Here is an 18,500-nt window from a genome sequence, read left to right as displayed (position 1 = left end):
TTACAAAACTTGAGGCAACATAAGTAAAGATTATAAATTCTACAAGTTAAAAATGTATTAACTAACAAAATTAATTGTTATTCATTGAAAAGAATAATAAGATATTTAATTAATATTAAGTAACATTATTTATGGATTATTCAGAGCCTTGTAAATATTCAATAAGATTAATAGCAAAACTAAAGTCATTAGATACTAAAAATGTACTGGACTTTAATTTGATCAATAAAGCTATTTACTTTGCTAAAAAATATCATGATGAGCAGTTGAGAAAAAGTGGAGAACCATTTTATACTCATCCCTTAGAAGTTGCTTATATGATATCCGATTATAATTTAAAAACTGATGTAATAACCGCTAGTATATTACATGATATTATTGAAGATACGGAAGTTACTGTAAGGATGATACAGAATACTTTTGGGCAGAGAATAGCTGAAATGGTTGATAGACTTACTCGTGATAGGCCTGATGGAACAAAATTAACTGTAGAAGAAATAATTAATAGTACTTATAAAAACGGTGATAAGGAAGTGTTGTTAATTAAGTTAATTGATAGGTTGCATAACATTCAAACTATAGAAAGCATGAGCACTCAAAAAATAGAAAAAATTATTGCTGAAACTTTAACAAACTTTATAGCTGGTTCGATGTATCTTGGATTATTAGAAATAGAACAACAGTTGACCGAAAGCTGTATGTACTATGATTCCAAACAGAAAAACAAGCCCTACAAAAAAAAGTCTATATTTTCTTTTAATGATCATACCTCCCCGCTGTTATCTCTAATTTCTTAAAATGAAACAACCCAAAACCAAATGCTATACTCATAGGTATCATCAGGATTGCAATACCCCAGTGACCAAAATATTTCTCTAGATAAACAAGTCCAAAAGAGGTTGTTATATGCATTATAGCTCTTGATAGGGCATATATAAAACTCCCGAAAGTGAAGCGCTTAAAAATAGGAATATGAGTATAAAAAACCGGCGTAGCAGGATTAGTACTGAGAACAAATAGTACAAAGAATGCTTGAATACAAAATAATTGTATATGATTATCTATATTATCTAATAAATATGGGGTAATTAGTGCAAATGGAAAAAATACCCATAACTTAAACTGTAATATTTTTAGAGGATGTATCCTATAAGATAGCCAGGTTATGATAATGTAACCAGTTAATGCAATGATCGAAATAATAAAGTTCTGATGTATCACCTCATCAGGCGTGAATCCTAAGTTCTGTTTTAAAAAATTACCACAATAAATATATGTAAAGTAAAAACATACTGGCCATCCGCACTGGATAAAAAATAAAGATAGCAAAGTTATTTTATTGCCCTTTTGTTGGTAAAGATAATTGTTCTTTAATATTTCGTTTGTTAAATCTTTTTGTAAAGTTATTTCCATTCTACGTTTAGCATCGGCAAAATCTACGGTTTCTTTTAATGTAGTTCTTGCTAATGCGCCCACTAAAGCTATTACAGTACCTACCCAAAAAGCATATCGCCAATTGAATCCGTAACTCGTAAAAAGAGAAGCCAGTGCTAAAGCAAAGACGCCTCCTAGAATAGAAGCAACAGCGATCATCATTACAACTGGATATTGCAGTGGCGGTTTTACAACCTCGGTTAGATATATTTCTGCCCCTACTATCTCTCCCATAGAAGACATGCCTTGAATCATCCGACAAATAGTAACAACCCAAGATGCTGTTATGCCTACTTGTGCATAAGTAGGCAAAGTAGCCATTACTACGCATGATATAGACATCAGAAAAGTGGTTATTATAACTGTGGCCTTGCGACCTACATTATCACCAATATAGCCAAATATCAAAGCCCCAAACGGTCTAAAAACAAAGATGGAACAAAAAGAAAATGCCGATAATAAAGATGCAGTAAAAGGATCAGTTTTAGGAAAAAACAACTCATTAAGTAATACCGCCATGTGAACATACAACATGAGGTCAAAATACTCGAGAAACGTGCCTATGGATAACAAACCTACAGCTTCTTTCTGTTCTCTTGTAAGGCTTTTCTGTTCTGCTACTTTCATTAAGATTAATGGTTATTTTTAAACATACTTTAATTAAAACAGTTATTTAGGCTACTTTTCAACTGTTTATTAAATAATTGTTGAGATTACCCGTTATTTTAATTTGTATTGTTTAATACAGGCAATAATTTCTTTTTTGTTTATGGATTTTAAGCCCTTAATTAATTAGTGATTATGGCATATAGTATTGGGCACGGTTAGCGACAATTATATACTTTCCTGAAATATGTTGCTGTTGACAATTATATGGATCTCTGAACTCTTTTAATATTATTTCTTCCTTCTTTCCAGCTAATATTTTTAAATCTCTCTACATGGTCTTCAATTTCTTGAAAGATGGAATTATCAACCGATAGCTTCTTTGGTTTCTCGTTTCCTATACTGTTTTTATCTAATGGCCTTTGACCCTTTTTGTTTATATCATAAAGTTTATAATGCTTTATACAGTTATTTAAAACATACTCGGATACTTTCAATTCCTGGGATACTTCTCTTTTAATTTTACTATTATTTAAAAGTTTCTGTACTTCATTGGATTTATAATTTTGCTTAAGGTACTCAAGATCATGCAGGATTTTTTGTTCAGTATATTTGCGTTTTTTAGTTTTTATCCTTCCTCTAAACTTAGGCCCGTTACAGAAGAAACAAGCTTATCGTACAGCTTTTGGTTTAGCATGTTCCGGGCTATTTTCTCAATACCTTTTTCCATTCCTTTAAAGTATGCCCTTGTTAAAGCCTTCTTCAATATATGAATCTGCAGTGGTTTTCATAATATTATCTGCCTTGTTTTTGGGTAAATTATCTACAATCCACTGTTCCACTAACCGCTTTTTTTCTTCTGGAACCTGAAGTTACTATACCATAAAATCAGTTTGGTTAGAACATAATTCTGCTCTTTGTCGATAACAATAGCTTTAGAGCAGCAGTTCATTGCTTCTTTTAGCATAGCAAGGGTTTTCTCCGTTCATGAAAGTGCTTCATGGTATAGAGCCGAAAGCTTAAATGCTTTTCATAATCAATAATATCATCAAGGATAATATAACTATTGGCTATTATTTCCAGTTAAATGCAGTCTTAAGCGTAGCTAGTATAATGGTTTTCTGCTAAAATAGCGTTCTACCCACTTGCAGCACTTTAAAAGATTTACTAAACTCCATTGAAAGGTTGCATTAAAAAATATTCACATAAACAAAATAATATAATCCATGAATGGCGATACACTAAAGTCAAAAAGCAGTAATTGGTTTAAAATCAAGAAAACTCCTGAAAAATGTTCTGAAAATGATCTATTGGGATTAATCTCTGAGCTATATTCGTTATCAAAATCAAACAAAGATTTTCTTGAGGCTGGATTTTTACGTGAAAATCAAATATTGGAACGATATAAATCCTTGATTAAGAAATACTTAGCACAAAATGAACCATGGAAAAACGGTCAACAAATAAGTATAAAAGACGCTCAAAAAGTACTAAATGACTATAAGAAAGCAACGAGTAATAAAATCAGTCTGATCGATTTAATGGTTTACTATACTGAATGTGGTACAGATTTTTATGCAAATCTGGTGATATGTATGAGCAATATTACCTGAGCCTGGAATCTGTGTTTGATAATGCACTAAAACTGATGAAACAATTCCCAATAGAAGAAGTGGAAGATTTTATTGAAAGTTTACGCAAAGTTGTAAGAAAAGCAGATCATACAGGATGGAGCCGTCATGATACAATTTCAGATATACTGAATCAAGCTTATAGAGATTTACCTTAGACCAGAGATAATAATGATCCGTATTATTCATGAAAAAATTAAAACTTTAGAAATAGAGCTACAAGAATTGGATAATAAAAGAGCTGTTTTACAAAATAAATTAAACAGTGCTCATATTGAACTTAAGAAATTAACGTTATCTACCACTCTACCTGAAACAGATCAAATATTTTCATCGGAACAAAAGATCAAAATTTTTATGAACCTGTTCCGTGGTAGAAAGGATGTATTCCCCAAAAGATGGAACAACAAAAAAACTGGCAAAACAGGATATTCTCCAGCTTGTTTCAATGAATGGATCAAAGGAAAGTGCAATAAACCTCAAATAAAATGCTCTGACTGTCCTAATCAGGCTTTTATTCCTTTAACGGAAGAAATTATCCACAAGCACTTGGATGGAGAGGTTTTTATGGGAAGTAAACGAGACTATACTGCTGGAATATATCCAATGCTTGTAGATGATACTTGTTGGTTTTTAGCTGTTGACTTGGATAAAGACAAATGGCAGCAGGATGCTGCAGCGTTCATCAAAATTTGTCAGCAAAGATCCATACCTTTTGTCCTGGAAAAATCAAGATCTGGGAATGGGGCTCATATTTGGATTTTTTTTGATAAACCAATTTTAGCATCAGATGCAAGGAAAATGGGGTCAGCACTTCTAACTGAAACAATGGATAATTACCCGGAAATTGGCTTTGAATCCTACGATCGATTTTTTCCTAATCAGGATACTTTACCATCAGGTGGTTTTGGTAATCTCATTGCACTACCCTTGCAATGTTTTCCGCGAGAATTAGGTAATAGTGTTTTTCTTGATGAAAATTTTAATCCTTATCAAGATCAATGGAGGTTTTTAGCTTCTGTTTCAAAGGTATCAGAAAAAATGGTTAATCAGCTTATAAAAAATGCAAGCTACAAAGATAAGATTATTGGTGTTCGTATACCAGTAGAGGAAGATGAAGAAAAACCATGGGACATGAAGCCATCTCGTAAACCACCAGAAGTACCTAAAAATCAAGTACTACCTGAATCAGTTAATATAGTCATAAGTAATCAAATTTTTATCGATAAAAAAAACTTTTCTCCAGTACTTATAAACAAATTAATACGCATTGCGGCTTTTCAAAATCCGGAGTTTTATACAGCTCAGCGGATGCGTCTCTCTACATTTGGTAAACCAAGAATAATATCCTGTGCTGAAAATTTTCCAGAATATATTGGTCTACCTCGAGGATGCTTGGATGAAGTAATGAATTTACTTGATTCTCTTAATATTAAAGTCCTGCTTGATGATAAGAGATATAATGGAAAGTGTATTAAGTTAAAATTTTTAGGGAAATTAACAGATGAACAAAAAAAGGTAATCAAAGAGCTTTCTGTGCATGAGACAGGTGTTCTTTCAGCTACAACGGCTTTTGGGAAAACTGTAATTGGTGCATACATGATTGCCAAAAGAAAAACTAATACACTAATTATAGTACATCGCAGGCAATTACTGGATCAATGGATTGAAAAATTAAAGATATTCTTAAATTTGTCAGCTGATCAAATAGGTATAATTGGTAGCGGTAAATATAAACCAGGTGGAATTGTTGACGTTGCAATTATACAAAGCCTAATAAAAAGTAACAATGTTGATAATATAGTAGCTAAATATGGCCATGTAATTGTGGACGAGTGCCACCATCTGCCAGCAGTAAGCTTTGAACAAGTAATAAGGGCTTCAAAAGCAAAATATGTATTGGGGCTTACAGCCACTGTTACACGTAAAGATGGGCATCACCCTATTATATTTATGCAATGTGGCTATATACGTTATAAAGTAGATGCTAAAAAGCAAGCCTTAATAAGGCCATTTAATCACAGAGTAATACTAAAATACACAACTTTTAACCTAAATCAAGATACTGAAGATAAGCCTTCAATCAATCATGTTTACTCAGAGATTATGAATGATCAGAAAAGAAATATGTTGATAATTAAAGATGTATTGAATGCTTTGAAATTAGGGTGCAGCTCGTTAATATTGACTGAACGTAAACATCATGCCACCTTTTTTGAACAATATTTATCTCAGTTTTGTAAGAATGTTATTGTAATGGTTGGAGGACAAAATACAAAAAAGCGTGAAGGTATTAAACAACAACTTCAAACTATATCAGATCATGAAGAAAGAATTTTAATTGCAACAGGGCGTTATATTGGAGAAGGATTTGATGATAAACGCTTGGATACATTATTCTTAACTATGCCAATATCATGGCACGGAACATTAGCTCAATATGCAGGAAGATTACATAGAACGCATTCCAATAAAAAAGAAGTGGTTATTTATGATTATATTGATAATCAAGTGCCTATGTTATTAAGAATGGCAGAAAAAAGGTTAAAAGGATATGTAAAAATAGGATATATGTCTGAAAATAATTTAAAATAAAATATTTTTTTAATATTTTATTTACGTTTTGATTTTCCATAGTCCAACGCTTTTGCCTTTGATTATAATAGGCATCTTTATGAGCAGATTCTATATTTTTATTCATAAGCAAACTCTATAATTATTATAGAGCGATGTTATTGAAATATCACGACCATCACCGAATATTTGCCACCATTTTAATAAATCACCATTTTTGAATGCTTGCATAAAATTAGAAGCAATATGATCCGGGATTAGTAACCGTTTCCATTTTGTTGTAACCTCAGCAGGTTTTTCATATTGAGCGAGTAAATGGTAACGACCGGTGGTACGAATCCATATTTCTTTTGTATGTTCTGCGGTAATTGTCATTTCTGATAATCGAACTCTATTTTTACCAGACTCAAATTCTTTGAAAAAGGCAATATCCAAAGGTGACACTTTTGGAAAAACATTATTGCATTCATTTTTGCTCAGCTTCGTCATGGGAGCTTTCCATACCATCATACGGTTGCCGGCGGTATGTTTTAAAAATCCGGTAGTTATATATTCATGTGGAGTAATTAAATTTTTTGTAGCTGTAATAATACTGATTCTTTGGTCAACCCCACGAAATAATGGGCAAGGTCTTATCTCATGGTGAAACGCATAAATTTTTTTAAAATTTGTAAAAATTTTATTACGAAGAAATTGTGCTCTCTTGGAAGATGATATTGCAACAGGTAAAATTAAGGACATTGATGCAAGGTTACTATCAACAAGCTTATCAATAATAGGTATCCATATATTTCCTTTAGCACCTTCTTTATATGGTGGATTTGCTATTACCCTTAATCCGGATAATGTTTTGTTAGGATAGTTATTGAAGTCACAGAGCTTGATTTGTTTTTCTAATTGTTTTTCAACTGCTCCAATTTCTAGCAAAGGTGAGATTTTTACTAAACATCCTGCTATATTTTTTATAGCTATGTTTCGTGTATTTTGATCTATTTCACTACCGTGTAATTTTTTTACTAAATCCCAATTGGACAGCTGCTCTTTTTCCGAAAGCACAAGAGCGGTTGCTATAAGCAGACTCCCGTACCCAACGCAAGGATCAAATATAACTTCCATCTGATAGTTATCCAATAGATTAAATGCGTTATAAAGAGCCACATCAGGAGGTGTAAAAAACTGTGCTAGAGCCCTTTTGGTAACAGCACAAGTAGGAGATATATGAATGGAAGATAAAATATCGTCCCATTTACCATACACTGATTTTCTTCTATCTGAGATTAAAACTGCATCTTCAAACAGCTCTTGACATCTCTTAGGCAGAGTTCCAAACCAATCAAATGTTCCTTGAGAATTCAAATTAGGGACAGAATTTTTTCCTAAATCAATAGTTTGTAAAATATCTGTAGATAAAGAGACCATTTCTATAACTTCCATTTTTAAATCTGAAACTGAATTGACTATATTTTAGTTAAATATTTTTTACAACCCGTCAATTATCAATACAAATCCTCTCTTAAGTAAGTCTATTTAAGAAGCAATTAATTATAATGCCAGTTTAGGATAAACAACAATAGAAAAGGTTAGATATATTGGTTTTGCAGGAAAGCAAGCGTTGAGTTAGGATGTATTTTTTCAACAAAAGATCGATAACTCAACATGAAAAAATGGATCACAACTGTGTATTATTTAATCTCTTTTGGGTATATTCCCCGCCGCTTGCGGCGTAAGATGTGGGGATGAGCAAATATATACACAAGAGTCACAATGTTACTGTTTTACTGTATCACCTGGTATTTCCAGCAAAATATCGCCGAGCGGTGTTTGATGTATCGGTTGATCAAGTGCTAAGGGAAGTATGTTTAGGGATAGAAAAGAGATATCAAATAAAATTTTTAGAAATAGGAACTGATGAAGACCATGTACATTTTTTAGTACAATCTGTACCGACTTATAGCGTAACAAAAATAGTAACGATAATTAAAAGTGTTACGGCTCGTCAAATATTCAGATTATGTCCACAGGTTAAGAAACAATTATGGGGCGGAGAATTTTGGACTGATGGATATTTCACAAGTACGGTAGGTAAGCATGGAAATGAGAATATGATAGGAAAATACGTAAAAAATCAAGGCAAGGAATATAAGAAACTGCATGACGACCATCAGTTAGCTTTTTTCTAAAATTCTAAAATACCCCGCTGCTTGCGGCGGGGATTTCTTTTATTAAACAATTTTTGCAAAGTTTATCTAGAATGGGAACAAAACAAGTTATTACCGAGTAACAAAAAACGTCAAAGAGATGGTAGTTTAGGCATTTGTGAGCTAATGACAATAGTGTTGTATTTTTACTTATCGCCTTGTCGTGATTTTAAAAATCATTACTTATATTACCTATCAAACAAATATAAAGGTTATTTTGCTCTACCAAGTTATAGACGAATAATCCAGCTGTGGCCTAGACTGATACTACCATTAGTAATAATATTACAATTATTAAAAGGGAATAGCTCTGGTATACATTTTATTGATTCTACCAAATTATCTATATGCCATAGAAAACGTACCAGTGGCAATAGGGTTTTTAAGAGAATTGCTAAAGTAGGCATGAGTAGTTATGGATGGTTCATGGGATTTAGTGTGTCACAGATATATAAGGAGGAAGCTATGTAAAGAATAATAGTAACTTTGTATATAGTACAGCTTTATAAAAGATGAAGGAAGGTCCTTCGGAATCTGTTTGCAGGAGCTGGTTCCAAATCGCCTAAAATGGCGTTAATTAAGAGTTAGGGTCATGAGCGTTTAGGAAAAGGTGCTAAAAAAAAAGCATCAGATGAGAATCAAAGAGACGAACGAAAGTAAACCGTCCGATGACGTGTCGAAAGGAACTAGAATGATATCAAAACCAAAATTTTTTACCGTTTTGGGAGTAGCCTACTGGAAACCTGTGATGAAAGCTTTTTTGGGACAATAAAAACAGAACTAATTTATCAACATAAATTTAGAACCAGGGAGGAAGCAAAGGATGCTATATTTGAATATATAGAAGTATTTTACAACCGCATAAGGATGCATTCAACTAATGACTATCTATCACCAGTGAAATACGAAGAAATGCAAAAATGTGCCTAAACAAACTGTCCGGAAAAGTGTTGACAGGTCATAAACTTCTGGCTTCAATTCCCGGTATAGGAGAAAAAACAATTGGAGTAATACTTGCTTTTTAAATGTAGAAAATTTTAATTCAGCAAAACAAGTAGCTGCCTTTGTTGGTCTTAATCCAAAGCCAAGGCAATCTGGTTCTTCTCTACGGGGAGTTGGTAGAATATCAAAAACAGGAGACGCAAATTTACGTAAGGCTTTTTATATGCCGGCATTAACTGCTATGAGATTTAATCCAATTATTAAAAACTTCTCAGAACGCTTAAGCAACACAGGAAAATCTAAAATGGTTATAGTTATAGCTGCTATGCGTAAATTGCTTCATATTATTTATGGAGTACTTAAAAACAAAACTCCTTTTAATAGAGATATAAAAACAATATAATTTTATAAAATAGTAAAAAAATTATTGACAGGTAAGACGGTATCTTGTATCTATCTTCGGTGTGTTTCTTAAGCCAATTACCTAGTAATTCCAGCGATACTTGTCTATCCGTAGAATATAGGAAATTTAAGATAGTATTTTTTGGTAGCGTAGCCGTTTTATCATTCATAAACTTAAGATATTTATAGGTATTTAAAGAATACGAGCATTTATATTCGTTCTTTATAATAGCAGTAAATCCGAAATATTTAAATTTCAAATTTAAAATATCAAACATTATTTTTATGATGTCTAAAACAATAAGCAGGGTGGTCGTTAACCATACCTATAGCTTGCATAAAGGCTTAGATGATTTTAGAACCGATAAAAGTAAAGCCTCTGTTTTTCATATCAGCACAGATAGTATCCGATAAATCAGTTCTGCTTGGGACTTCTTCAGAGGTATTCCAGTTGTTGAAGATAGGTTGATGATCAACGTAGCTCCAAATGTAATTACTGAAAGAGCCGTGTTGTTTTTGTATTTCAAGAAACTTTCTAGCATTTTGCACGGAAGAGGTGATTTTTGCTTTGCTTCTGATTATCCCTGCGTTCATCAGTAGTTCTTCTTCTTTTTTAGAATCATAGCAAGCGACTTTCTCGGGATCAAAATTATCGTAGGCCAACCGATAATTTGCACGTTTCTTCAAAATCGTAAGCCAGCTTAAACCCGCCTCTGCGGACTCCAAAACCAATAGTTCAAATAGCTTATGATCGTCATATATCGGGACTCCCCACTCTTTATCATGATACTGAAGATATAATGAATGATCTTTTATCCAGTCGCACCTCGGTTTTCCGTCTATAAATTGCATACTTAACGGCTCATGTAATATTGATTATAATATATTAATTTTCAGAATAATAACTAATTTCCAGTATTCTATCTACCTTAAATACTCTGTTCTCTCGGCGCTTAAGACAAAAGGCCTGAATCCCCGTATATGTTTTACCCAAATATATCATTTCTCCGATATAAGTCGGTTGAATTAATCTAGAGGATTTCTCATCTTTGGCTTTTAAGTAAGTAATGTTAAGAGTTAATCGGTTTTTGATAGCATCTTCAATTATTTTAATTTTATCTTCCATAGGGCATTCTTGTGCCGATTTTTTATACTGATAGTCGGTAACAAACCTAACTACGTTCCAATCCATCCATATATGTTTCTTAGCTATCTTTTTCTTGATAATTAACCCTTCTAAGCATGTGCATCTACTAAGAGCAACATACATCTGCCCGTGAGCAAAAGTGCCTTTTCCTATATCTAGAATAACTTTATCAAAAGTTTTGCCTTGGCTTTTATGGATAGTAATTGCCCAGGCAAGCATCACGGGATACTGTGTAAAAGTACCGGTAATACCTGATTTTAGCTCAGTGCCTTCAAGGTAAAAATGATAAGATTCCCAAGTATAAGGAGCAATACTAACTCTCTTGCCCGTTTCTAGTAGAATTATTAGTTTAGGTATTTCATCATTCGCATCGATAGAGGTTATTTTACCGATAGTACCGTTAATGAAACGCCCGCCTGAATCATTATTGAGTATCATTACCTGTGCTCCGATTTTTAATTTAAGGTCAATCAGAGTCGGGAGCTGGTTTTTAGCGAAATTACCTTCGGTTATTCCGGTAAAATTATATTCTTTTGATTTGATTTTACTAAGTCTTTGAGAGTTTAGCAGTTCGGCATTAGTATTGGTAGAAGTCAGGTAGATATAAAAATCATTGATATCAGGTTCAAAGTTTTCGTTATAACGCTCATTAATGATGTTAATATCGTTATCCGTAGCCGAATTATTACGGATTGCATTTAAAACATTAATAAATTTTGAATCGCTTTGTCTATAAATCTTATCAAGTTCTATAAACTCCATATCTAGACCGTCAAAACATTTAGCACTAAAAAAATACGGTGTAGTGTAGTGAGACTTAAAAATCTGCTTTTCCGATGAAGATACTACAGGAGGTAACTGATATAAGTCGCCTATAAATATCATTTGTATCCCGCCGAAAGGTTGATCGAACTTTTTGCCGTTAATACGCAGGAATTTATCTATGCAATCGAGTAAATCGGCTCTAATCATCGAGATCTCGTCAATGATTATTATATCAAGTTTTTTGTAAATATTTTCTTTTTTAGTATCGCCTGAATTTCTACCTGCTTTAATTGAGGCAAGAGTTACGTTAGGTTTAAACTTGAAGAATGAGTGAACGGTCTGGCCTTTAATATTAACTGCGGCAGTACCCGTAGGAGCTAATATCGAAACTTGTTTTTCGGTGTTACTTCTAAAATGATTTAACAGCGTTGATTTACCCGTTCCCGCTTTACCGGTAACAAAAACATTGAGACTTGTCGACTGCATCAAATCAAAGGCTTTTAAAAACTGTTCGTTGAATTCAATGTTACCAAGGTTATGAGCCACTTTTTTTTATAATTATTGCCGTTTTAAAATTTAATATTGCTTTAAACTATTTTTTTATTTTTAACACGGAAGCTATACAAGTCTGTTCTAAAATTTTACACACCCACAGCTCCTCGGTATAATTCAATCAAGCTATCTTCCTCCTCCAGCTTTTTCTTATCTTTTTTACGAAGTTTAAGGACATGCTTGATTATTTTTATGTCAAAACCCATGGATTTTGCCTCATTAAAAGCGTCTTTTAAAAGATCTGCGGACTCCGCTCTTTCTTCTTCAATAGTTTCTATTTTAGAGATTATTTGTTTTAGCTTATCTGCTTCTATAACTTCGTTTATCATTGTCGATCCTAATCTTTAAATTTAGTTATTTTCCATTAATGAGATAATGCCCATATCTTTAGTCAGTCGCATTGGTTTTCCAGATTAACTTCATACTCAAACATATCTTAAAATCCTTTGTCATAATTAACTCGTTCAAAAAGGAATATTGTCATCCAGTTCGTCATTCTCAAAAACAGGATTATTACTTGGGGTGGTGCTTTGCTCAGATTGATCCATAGAGTTATTACCGGTACCAAGTAAGATTAAATTAGCATTATAACCTTGTAACACGACTTCTGTTGTGTATTTTTCCTGATTTGTATTATCTAACCATTTTCTGGTTTGTAATTGACCTTCAATATAAAGCTTAGTACCTTTTTTGACGTATTCTTTTATGATCTTAACTAACCCTTCATTAAAACATACTATACGGTGCCACTCCGTCTTTTCTTTCTTCTCTCCGGTTACTTTATCTTTCCAGCTCTCGCTTGTAGCTAAACTAAAATTAGCTATTTCTCTACCATCATTAGTATTTCTAATTTCCGGATCATTCCCTAGATTACCGATTAGTATGACTTTATTTAAACTTCCTGACATATTAGACTACCTCTTTTTTAAGTTAACGTTCTTCGTTTGTACTCGGTAATCGCTGCACCTTTTTGTAGTATCTTAATAATGGTAAATATAAGAAAGGAGGCTAAAATACCGTAAAACATTTTGTAAGATAGTTCCCTGTTAAAAGTATCCATGATTCTTGCATATGAGAAGTTGTTATTAATAACAAAGAATAAACCCATAATAAATCCGTCTATTATAGCTGCTATACCTAAGGATAGGGCATTTGTTATTACAAAACCAAATCTACTATAGAATCTTGTCAAAGCGGATGAAGAGAAGTATAGGGATACGATTAGCGAAGAAAACGAAGCAATCACCAAGCCGTTTACTAGGCTTCCGTCAATATAGTATGGTAGCTTCCAAAGAAGAGCAAAGCTAATAATAGCGGCAAAACTCAGTCCTATTAATCCTTTAAATCTACCGTATAGAACGGTTGTTGCATTAACCGTAATAGCAATTATCGTAAATACGAGTGCGCACCCGTATATAGCAGTACAATAATTCAACAAATAAGTAAGGATACAAAGCAGCAAGGTGTTAGCAATATATAGCTTATTTAAGGTTATCTTGTTAATCATGTTATCCTCGAAGTTATCTTATTATTATTTTTTATTAACGGCATCTTTTAGTTTTTGTCCTACTTTAAACTTCGGTTGATTATAGGCGCCAATTTTCAACGCATTGCCCGTTCTAGGATTACGCCCCTCTCTTGCTTCAACTTTTTGTACAGAAAAACTACCGAAACCGATGAGAGATATTTCATTACCTTTGCTAATTGCATCAATGACGGAGGAGGTAAACATATTGATTACCTTTTCGGCCATACCTTGAGTACAGTTATTATTTTCCGATATAAATTTTATAAAATCTCCCTTGTTCATTGAATCCTCATAGGTTTGTTAGTTTTGTTAAGGCAAAGAAAAGATTAGCATATAATCGCCCGATTATCAACCACCGCCTCTTTAAGACCGAGTTGATTGCCGCCGTAAATAATTACATAAGCAAGAAGATAAATAAGAAGATACTTACGCATGCACCTCAGGGATGAAAGCTGCGCTTTCATAAAGGTAGCCCTGTGCTACGAATTTTAACTTATAAACTTGAGGATTAATAATTATGAAAAAGTTTTTTAATAGCGGGCTATATGAACCTCCGTTTTTTACTAAACACAGAATTGCACTTGATAAAATTACAAGCAATATCAACGATCTTAGCTACGACTTTGATTTACTATCAAACTATTACCGAGAGCAGATAGAAGACGAAGACAACGAAGATAGAATCAGAGAAATAATAGAAGAGAGCTTGTTTGAGGCTTTAAGCTACTGGCCTGTATATTTTGAGCCTCTTGCCTTTAATAAGCAGGTAGCTACCCAGTGCGACTTAATACCTTTTATTTTCGGCGATATTAAACTTCTATCGCTAGGGGGATGCGGTATGAATTTATCCCCAAAACTTGATGCTTATCAGGTGCTTGTATGCGGCATGATAGATAAAAGAAGCACATATTTTCATAAAAGAGAAAAAGCTTATTTTGAGTATGTAGTGGGCAAAGATCTATATCAGAAGCTAAAGCAAATTCTAGCAAAATCAGCACTTTAATTAAACCGCCCCCCGCATTAATTAATGCGTGGGGGAGGGGTATTTATAAATCAAATAAAATATGATGATTAATAATATGACAAAATTTTACAATAGTGGACTTTACAGGGAGCCGTTTTATAAAAAAGCTAGCGATTTAGTATATGACCAAGATTTTCTACTAGATACGTTATGCGATAATTATGATGTGTTCTTCAAACATTATGCTCGCAAGATAGGAGAATTAGGAGAGACAAAAAGTCAAATTCTTAATCAGATAACCGACTTATTACTTTTGGAGCGAAGGGGGAAATGTTTTTATTTTGAGCCGTTAATATTTAACCCCGATATAGCGCTAGAATGCGGGTTAATTCCGCTTACGACCCCGAATATTAGAATTAACAATAATAGTTTATATCGTAGCTGCAAGGATTTTATCAATGTTCTTATTTTGCCTGGCGGTACTTTTTTAAAAATATGGACTGAGCGTTTATATCCTAAATTAGATGCGTATCAGGCGTTAACGGATAATAGCATAGACGAGGCAAGTTTATTATTTACCGATCCCGAGCATTTTGCAGCCGTTGTCGGCAAATCTTTAACGCAAAAAGTAATGAGTAGGGTTTCTTAAAATAAATCAATTAGTTAGAGAACTTATAATTTAAGTCCTCTAACTAATTTAGTTCATAAAACAGAGGTATAATAATTAAAATACAGGGGTTAGTGTAATGAAAAAAGAAGCAATGATCAAGGAAAGAGTAGAAAAAAATTTGCAGGTATTACAAATTATTGGCAAATAACGAGCTTAATATGTCTAAAGAAGAGAAAATAATGATTTTAAATCAATATACGGGGTGGGGTGGACTTCGTGATGTAATCTATAGTCCGTCCGTTTATAAAGAATTAAAAAAATATTTATCGGACATAAAAATAGCATCAATCAAGCAAAGTACCAATAGCGCATATTATACACCTCTTATAAAAAATGCAAAAGGACGAGCTTTATCAAATTCGGGTTTCTCCTAATTGATTTTTTGTATCAGAAAATCAATGTCTACAATTGTAGGTGTGGATGTGTATTGAATATTTAATGAAGATTTCAGACCTGATCCTCCGTTTTTTCATCATCCAAGAAGCCGCCAACTTGTGCATCCCATAGGTTTTTATACACTCCCCCTTTGGCAAGCAAATCATCGTGGGTACCGTCTTCTACAATTTTGCCTTTGTCAAAGACCAGTATGCGATCCATATGCAGCAAGGTTGATAAACGATGGGCAATGACGATTGTGGTCTTGTTTTGCATCAACTTCCACAAAGATTCCTGGATCAAGTTTTCCGTGACGGAATCAAGCTGGCTTGTTGCTTCATCCAAAATAAGAATTGGTGCGTTTTTTAAAATAGCGCGAGCAATAGCGATTCGTTGACGTTGTCCACCAGAGAGTTTTACGCCTCGTTCTCCAACTAACGAGCCATAGCCTTGCTGTAGTTTCTCTATAAATCCATGAGCATGAGCTTTTTTAGCCGCTTCAATAACTTCCTCATCGGTTGTATCAATACGTCCATAACGAATATTTTCCATCAAGCTTCGATGGAACAATGATGGATCCTGGGGAATCATAGCAATGTTTTCTCTCAAACTATCCTGAGTTACATACCTGATATCCTGACCATCAATCAGGATGGCACCATCGGTCACATCATAAAGACGGAGTATCAAATTGACGAACGTTGATTTTCCACTGCCTGAATAGCCAACGAGCCCAACTTTCTGACCTGCCTGAATCTCGATGGATTTATTCTGGAAAAGTGGTTCGGTGCTTTTGTAATGGAATTTGACTTGATTAAAAGTTATTTGACCTTGTATACAATTTAAGGTTATGGCGTTTGGTTTGTCCTGGATTTCTAGCGATACAATCAAAGAAATAAGACTCTGCTTACATTTCCCTGCTGCTTTGTTAAAATAATCAACTTCGCTCATTAGAAACCAAGTCATATGTCCAGTTTCCATAGATAAGCCTAAAATAAGAGCAAAATCTCCAATTGTAACTAAACCCTTGCCATACAAATGAATAAGGAAAAAAGCTGAAAAAGCCATCATGATGGTGATAAGACCACCTTGAATGCAATAAAGCATAATAGAGTAAATATTTAACGAATAATAGGCATTACGCTGCTTCTCAAAGAATGGTATCATCCTTAAATTTTCATAGATCTTGCGTCCAAAAATTCTTATATTTGAATGATTCGATAGTGAATCAACTAATTCGCCAACCACTACAGTTTCTTCTTCAGCTAATTTATCAGCTAGAGAAACAATTTTTCTGGACATGGAGATGCTGAATGTAGCGAAAATTATAAACCATGCGATCAATATGATACAGAAAATTGAATTGACATAATAAGATGCAGCAAATGCAGCAAGCAACAACGAAGCGCCTCGTAAAAAATTAGTTAGTTTAAAAGTTATAATATCAACAATGCTATCAGATAAATTAGTAATCTGCTTAGAGATTTTTCCAGACAAACTATTTTGATAAAAGCCATGAGAGTGCGATAAGGTATAATCCAGCATCACGGAAATAATTTTGTTTTGTATTATGGGCACATATTTAGCCCAAATGTAATTAACGCCTCGCCATGTAAAATTATCAAAAACGATAAAATTTATAACGATTAGACTTGCTGGTAAGGCCAATATCGATACATCTCCGTCATTAACGCTTGGTAATAAATCTATCAATTGCTTGCTTAATATGCTATTAAATGGTCCCCAAAAACCAGCAATGATTGATAAAAATATCACCACAAGTACGATATTTTTATACTCTTTCAAAAAATACCATATAAATGGAAAAAGTGTTTTTGGTAATTTTGTATCCCTGATCATTTTCTTCAATTCCAAAAATTATTTTCTCTCTGTGATGTGTCAACACTTTTCCGGACAAACAATCACGCAGTTTTTTGTAATGCTTTAGTTTCCGTTAATGCTTCAAATTCTGCTGATTATAAATAATCATTAGCTGAATGAATCCTAATACGGCTATAAAACACTTCAATATATTAAAATATTACATTCTTAACCTCCTTTCTGCTTTTAAATTTACACTGATGTGCCAACTCAGTTTCAAGAGTATGAAAAAAACTCTCTGCAACCCAATTATCCCAACAATCTTATGGCGTATTTTGCTAAATGTCTGTGATTTGAGATACAGTAGAAACCAACAGCAAACATTACACTAACAAAGCAAAAAGAAATAGACAAGGAGAAGCAGGTAGAACAATACCTAACCGAAGTAGAACAGAGGGCAATTACTAATGTTTGCCCAGAGAATCAACTAAAAGTAAGGCTTGCTAATACTCTTGAACCGCTAAGAAACTATGAGCTGCTATCAAATATTAAAGATTTTGAAGTTGTCTACAATACCATGATAATTTGCCTCAGACATATAGTTCAACTAAGTGAGAATGATAAAAACGTTGTCTTAAGTCAGGTTCAGTCTATTTATTCAAGGTCTGAGCTTGATATAAAAACTATAGAGTACGTTGTAGAAAATATCTATAATTTTACAATTAGAAATAACAACTTGTGGAGAAAACAAACTGTAGGTATGACGATATTACAACAAGTTGTATCAAATATGTTTTTAAAAAATTATATATAAAAATTATATCGTCATATTTTGAGCATAAAAATCACGTAATCTGGAATTAGCGATAACAATAATTTTACGTATTAAAG

Annotated in this window: 19 protein-coding genes and 4 pseudogenes; 12 read left to right on the top strand and 11 right to left on the bottom strand. The window is 33.3% G+C overall.

What is annotated here, in order from left to right; genetic code table 11:
- Window positions 1–131 precede the first annotated feature (131 nt).
- A complete protein-coding gene (locus tag N3Z16_RS05340) occupies window positions 132–797 on the top strand; it encodes an HD domain-containing protein (protein WP_282485679.1) in 666 nt (221 codons plus the stop codon).
- On the opposite strand, the gene N3Z16_RS05335 is transcribed toward N3Z16_RS05340, so the two are convergent.
- Together N3Z16_RS05335 and N3Z16_RS05330 are read right to left on the bottom strand one after the other, a co-directional pair.
- Entirely contained in the window at window positions 757–2,061 is a 1,305-nt protein-coding gene (locus tag N3Z16_RS05335; protein WP_282485678.1) for an MFS transporter, read from the bottom strand. The two genes, N3Z16_RS05340 and N3Z16_RS05335, sit on opposite strands and share 41 nt — an antisense overlap.
- A 242-nt stretch (window positions 2,062–2,303) precedes the next feature.
- Entirely contained in the window at window positions 2,304–2,537 is a 234-nt protein-coding gene (locus N3Z16_RS05330; RefSeq protein ID WP_282485677.1) for a hypothetical protein, read from the bottom strand.
- A 729-nt stretch (window positions 2,538–3,266) separates the two neighbouring features.
- Between N3Z16_RS05330 and N3Z16_RS05325 the strand changes: the two genes are divergently transcribed.
- The 3 genes from N3Z16_RS05325 to N3Z16_RS05315 are packed head-to-tail and all read left to right on the top strand — an operon-like array spanning window position 3,267 to window position 6,266.
- Window positions 3,267–3,653 carry a hypothetical protein gene (locus tag N3Z16_RS05325; RefSeq protein ID WP_282485675.1) on the top strand — a complete coding sequence of 129 codons (387 nt, stop codon included), beginning with the start codon at window positions 3,267–3,269 and terminating at the stop codon, window positions 3,651–3,653.
- Between the two features lie 11 nt (window positions 3,654–3,664).
- Window positions 3,665–3,829: a hypothetical protein gene (locus N3Z16_RS05320; RefSeq protein ID WP_282485674.1), complete on the top strand. Its 165-nt coding sequence runs from the start codon at window positions 3,665–3,667 to the stop codon at window positions 3,827–3,829.
- A 13-nt stretch (window positions 3,830–3,842) separates the two neighbouring features.
- Window positions 3,843–6,266, top strand: coding sequence for a TOTE conflict system archaeo-eukaryotic primase domain-containing protein (locus N3Z16_RS05315; RefSeq protein WP_282485673.1), 2,424 nt, complete (start codon window positions 3,843–3,845; stop codon window positions 6,264–6,266).
- A 102-nt stretch (window positions 6,267–6,368) separates the two neighbouring features.
- On the opposite strand, the gene N3Z16_RS05310 is transcribed toward N3Z16_RS05315, so the two are convergent.
- Window positions 6,369–7,679, bottom strand: coding sequence for an N-6 DNA methylase (locus N3Z16_RS05310; protein WP_282485671.1), 1,311 nt, complete (start codon window positions 7,677–7,679; stop codon window positions 6,369–6,371).
- A gap of 302 nt (window positions 7,680–7,981) precedes the next feature.
- On the opposite strand from N3Z16_RS05310, the gene tnpA reads away from it, so the two are divergent.
- The 4 genes and pseudogenes from tnpA to N3Z16_RS05290 all read left to right on the top strand — a co-directional run.
- Window positions 7,982–8,425, top strand: coding sequence for an IS200/IS605 family transposase (tnpA, locus tag N3Z16_RS05305; protein ID WP_282485655.1), 444 nt, complete (start codon window positions 7,982–7,984; stop codon window positions 8,423–8,425).
- 9 nt (window positions 8,426–8,434) lie between these two features.
- Window positions 8,435–8,893 (top strand): annotated as a pseudogene (locus tag N3Z16_RS05300) (transposase); the annotation flags it as partial.
- Window positions 8,894–9,193: 300 nt separating this feature from the next.
- Window positions 9,194–9,373, top strand: a pseudogene (locus N3Z16_RS05295) (IS3 family transposase); the annotation flags it as partial.
- A gap of 35 nt (window positions 9,374–9,408) precedes the next feature.
- Window positions 9,409–9,788, top strand: a pseudogene (locus tag N3Z16_RS05290) (transposase); the annotation flags it as partial.
- A 344-nt stretch (window positions 9,789–10,132) separates the two neighbouring features.
- Here N3Z16_RS05290 and N3Z16_RS05285 read toward each other — a convergent pair.
- From N3Z16_RS05285 to N3Z16_RS05260, 6 genes are all read right to left on the bottom strand, one after another.
- Window positions 10,133–10,639, bottom strand: coding sequence for a DNA-3-methyladenine glycosylase I (locus N3Z16_RS05285; RefSeq protein WP_282485667.1), 507 nt, complete (start codon window positions 10,637–10,639; stop codon window positions 10,133–10,135).
- A 34-nt stretch (window positions 10,640–10,673) separates the two neighbouring features.
- Window positions 10,674–12,245, bottom strand: a complete 1,572-nt coding sequence (locus N3Z16_RS05280; RefSeq protein ID WP_282485666.1) for an AAA family ATPase — start codon at window positions 12,243–12,245, stop codon at window positions 10,674–10,676.
- Between the two features lie 95 nt (window positions 12,246–12,340).
- Complete coding sequence (locus N3Z16_RS05275) at window positions 12,341–12,580, bottom strand: GapR family DNA-binding domain-containing protein (protein WP_282485665.1); 240 nt, start codon at window positions 12,578–12,580, stop codon at window positions 12,341–12,343.
- 135 nt (window positions 12,581–12,715) lie between these two features.
- Complete coding sequence (gene ssb / locus N3Z16_RS05270) at window positions 12,716–13,159, bottom strand: single-stranded DNA-binding protein (protein ID WP_282485664.1); 444 nt, start codon at window positions 13,157–13,159, stop codon at window positions 12,716–12,718.
- 17 nt (window positions 13,160–13,176) lie between these two features.
- The gene (locus tag N3Z16_RS05265) at window positions 13,177–13,758 is read right to left on the bottom strand and encodes a hypothetical protein (protein WP_282485663.1); all 582 of its coding nucleotides are present in this window, start codon (window positions 13,756–13,758) and stop codon (window positions 13,177–13,179) included.
- 24 nt (window positions 13,759–13,782) lie between these two features.
- On the bottom strand, window positions 13,783–14,061 hold the full coding sequence (locus N3Z16_RS05260; RefSeq protein ID WP_282485662.1) for an HU family DNA-binding protein: 279 nt from the start codon (window positions 14,059–14,061) through the stop codon (window positions 13,783–13,785).
- A 235-nt stretch (window positions 14,062–14,296) separates the two neighbouring features.
- Here N3Z16_RS05260 and N3Z16_RS05255 point away from each other — a divergent pair, with 235 nt between their 5' ends.
- From N3Z16_RS05255 to N3Z16_RS05245, 3 genes are all read left to right on the top strand, one after another.
- Window positions 14,297–14,782, top strand: a complete 486-nt coding sequence (locus tag N3Z16_RS05255) for a hypothetical protein (protein ID WP_282485661.1) — start codon at window positions 14,297–14,299, stop codon at window positions 14,780–14,782.
- Between the two features lie 61 nt (window positions 14,783–14,843).
- The gene (locus N3Z16_RS05250; RefSeq protein WP_282485660.1) at window positions 14,844–15,392 is read left to right on the top strand and encodes a hypothetical protein; all 549 of its coding nucleotides are present in this window, start codon (window positions 14,844–14,846) and stop codon (window positions 15,390–15,392) included.
- A 179-nt stretch (window positions 15,393–15,571) separates the two neighbouring features.
- Window positions 15,572–15,787, top strand: a complete 216-nt coding sequence (locus N3Z16_RS05245; RefSeq protein ID WP_282485659.1) for a hypothetical protein — start codon at window positions 15,572–15,574, stop codon at window positions 15,785–15,787.
- Between the two features lie 73 nt (window positions 15,788–15,860).
- Here the strand turns inward: N3Z16_RS05245 and N3Z16_RS05240 are convergent, their stop codons facing one another.
- Window positions 15,861–17,663, bottom strand: coding sequence for an ABC transporter ATP-binding protein (locus N3Z16_RS05240; protein WP_282485658.1), 1,803 nt, complete (start codon window positions 17,661–17,663; stop codon window positions 15,861–15,863).
- Window positions 17,664–17,824: 161 nt separating this feature from the next.
- Window positions 17,825–17,932: pseudogene (locus tag N3Z16_RS05235) on the bottom strand (IS3 family transposase); the annotation flags it as partial.
- Window positions 17,933–18,186: 254 nt separating this feature from the next.
- On the opposite strand from N3Z16_RS05235, the gene N3Z16_RS05230 reads away from it, so the two are divergent.
- Window positions 18,187–18,423, top strand: a complete 237-nt coding sequence (locus tag N3Z16_RS05230; RefSeq protein WP_282485657.1) for a hypothetical protein — start codon at window positions 18,187–18,189, stop codon at window positions 18,421–18,423.
- Window positions 18,424–18,500 lie beyond the last annotated feature (77 nt).

The sequence above is a fragment of the Candidatus Megaera polyxenophila genome, assembly GCF_029982035.1.
Taxonomy (GTDB): Bacteria; Pseudomonadota; Alphaproteobacteria; order Rickettsiales; family Rickettsiaceae; genus Megaera; species Megaera polyxenophila.
The sequence above is the reverse complement of the archived record's forward strand: the minus strand, read 5'-3'. Positions and strand labels throughout refer to the sequence as shown.

What these genes read in the sequence shown, in the direction of transcription:
- N3Z16_RS05260 (WP_282485662.1), bottom strand. Translation starts at nt 14,061, where the DNA reads ATGAACAAGGGAGATTTTATAAAATTTATATCGGAAAATAATAACTGT.
- N3Z16_RS05250 (WP_282485660.1), top strand. Translation starts at nt 14,844, where the DNA reads ATGATGATTAATAATATGACAAAATTTTACAATAGTGGACTTTACAGG.
- ssb (WP_282485664.1), bottom strand. Translation starts at nt 13,159, where the DNA reads ATGTCAGGAAGTTTAAATAAAGTCATACTAATCGGTAATCTAGGGAAT.
- N3Z16_RS05340 (WP_282485679.1), top strand. Translation starts at nt 132, where the DNA reads ATGGATTATTCAGAGCCTTGTAAATATTCAATAAGATTAATAGCAAAA.
- N3Z16_RS05275 (WP_282485665.1), bottom strand. Translation starts at nt 12,580, where the DNA reads ATGATAAACGAAGTTATAGAAGCAGATAAGCTAAAACAAATAATCTCT.
- N3Z16_RS05315 (WP_282485673.1), top strand. Translation starts at nt 3,843, where the DNA reads ATGATCCGTATTATTCATGAAAAAATTAAAACTTTAGAAATAGAGCTA.
- N3Z16_RS05310 (WP_282485671.1), bottom strand. Translation starts at nt 7,679, where the DNA reads ATGGAAGTTATAGAAATGGTCTCTTTATCTACAGATATTTTACAAACT.
- N3Z16_RS05285 (WP_282485667.1), bottom strand. Translation starts at nt 10,639, where the DNA reads ATGCAATTTATAGACGGAAAACCGAGGTGCGACTGGATAAAAGATCAT.
- N3Z16_RS05265 (WP_282485663.1), bottom strand. Translation starts at nt 13,758, where the DNA reads ATGATTAACAAGATAACCTTAAATAAGCTATATATTGCTAACACCTTG.
- N3Z16_RS05255 (WP_282485661.1), top strand. Translation starts at nt 14,297, where the DNA reads ATGAAAAAGTTTTTTAATAGCGGGCTATATGAACCTCCGTTTTTTACT.
- N3Z16_RS05325 (WP_282485675.1), top strand. Translation starts at nt 3,267, where the DNA reads ATGAATGGCGATACACTAAAGTCAAAAAGCAGTAATTGGTTTAAAATC.
- N3Z16_RS05335 (WP_282485678.1), bottom strand. Translation starts at nt 2,061, where the DNA reads ATGAAAGTAGCAGAACAGAAAAGCCTTACAAGAGAACAGAAAGAAGCT.
- N3Z16_RS05245 (WP_282485659.1), top strand. Translation starts at nt 15,572, where the DNA reads ATGTCTAAAGAAGAGAAAATAATGATTTTAAATCAATATACGGGGTGG.
- tnpA (WP_282485655.1), top strand. Translation starts at nt 7,982, where the DNA reads ATGAGCAAATATATACACAAGAGTCACAATGTTACTGTTTTACTGTAT.
- N3Z16_RS05230 (WP_282485657.1), top strand. Translation starts at nt 18,187, where the DNA reads ATGATAATTTGCCTCAGACATATAGTTCAACTAAGTGAGAATGATAAA.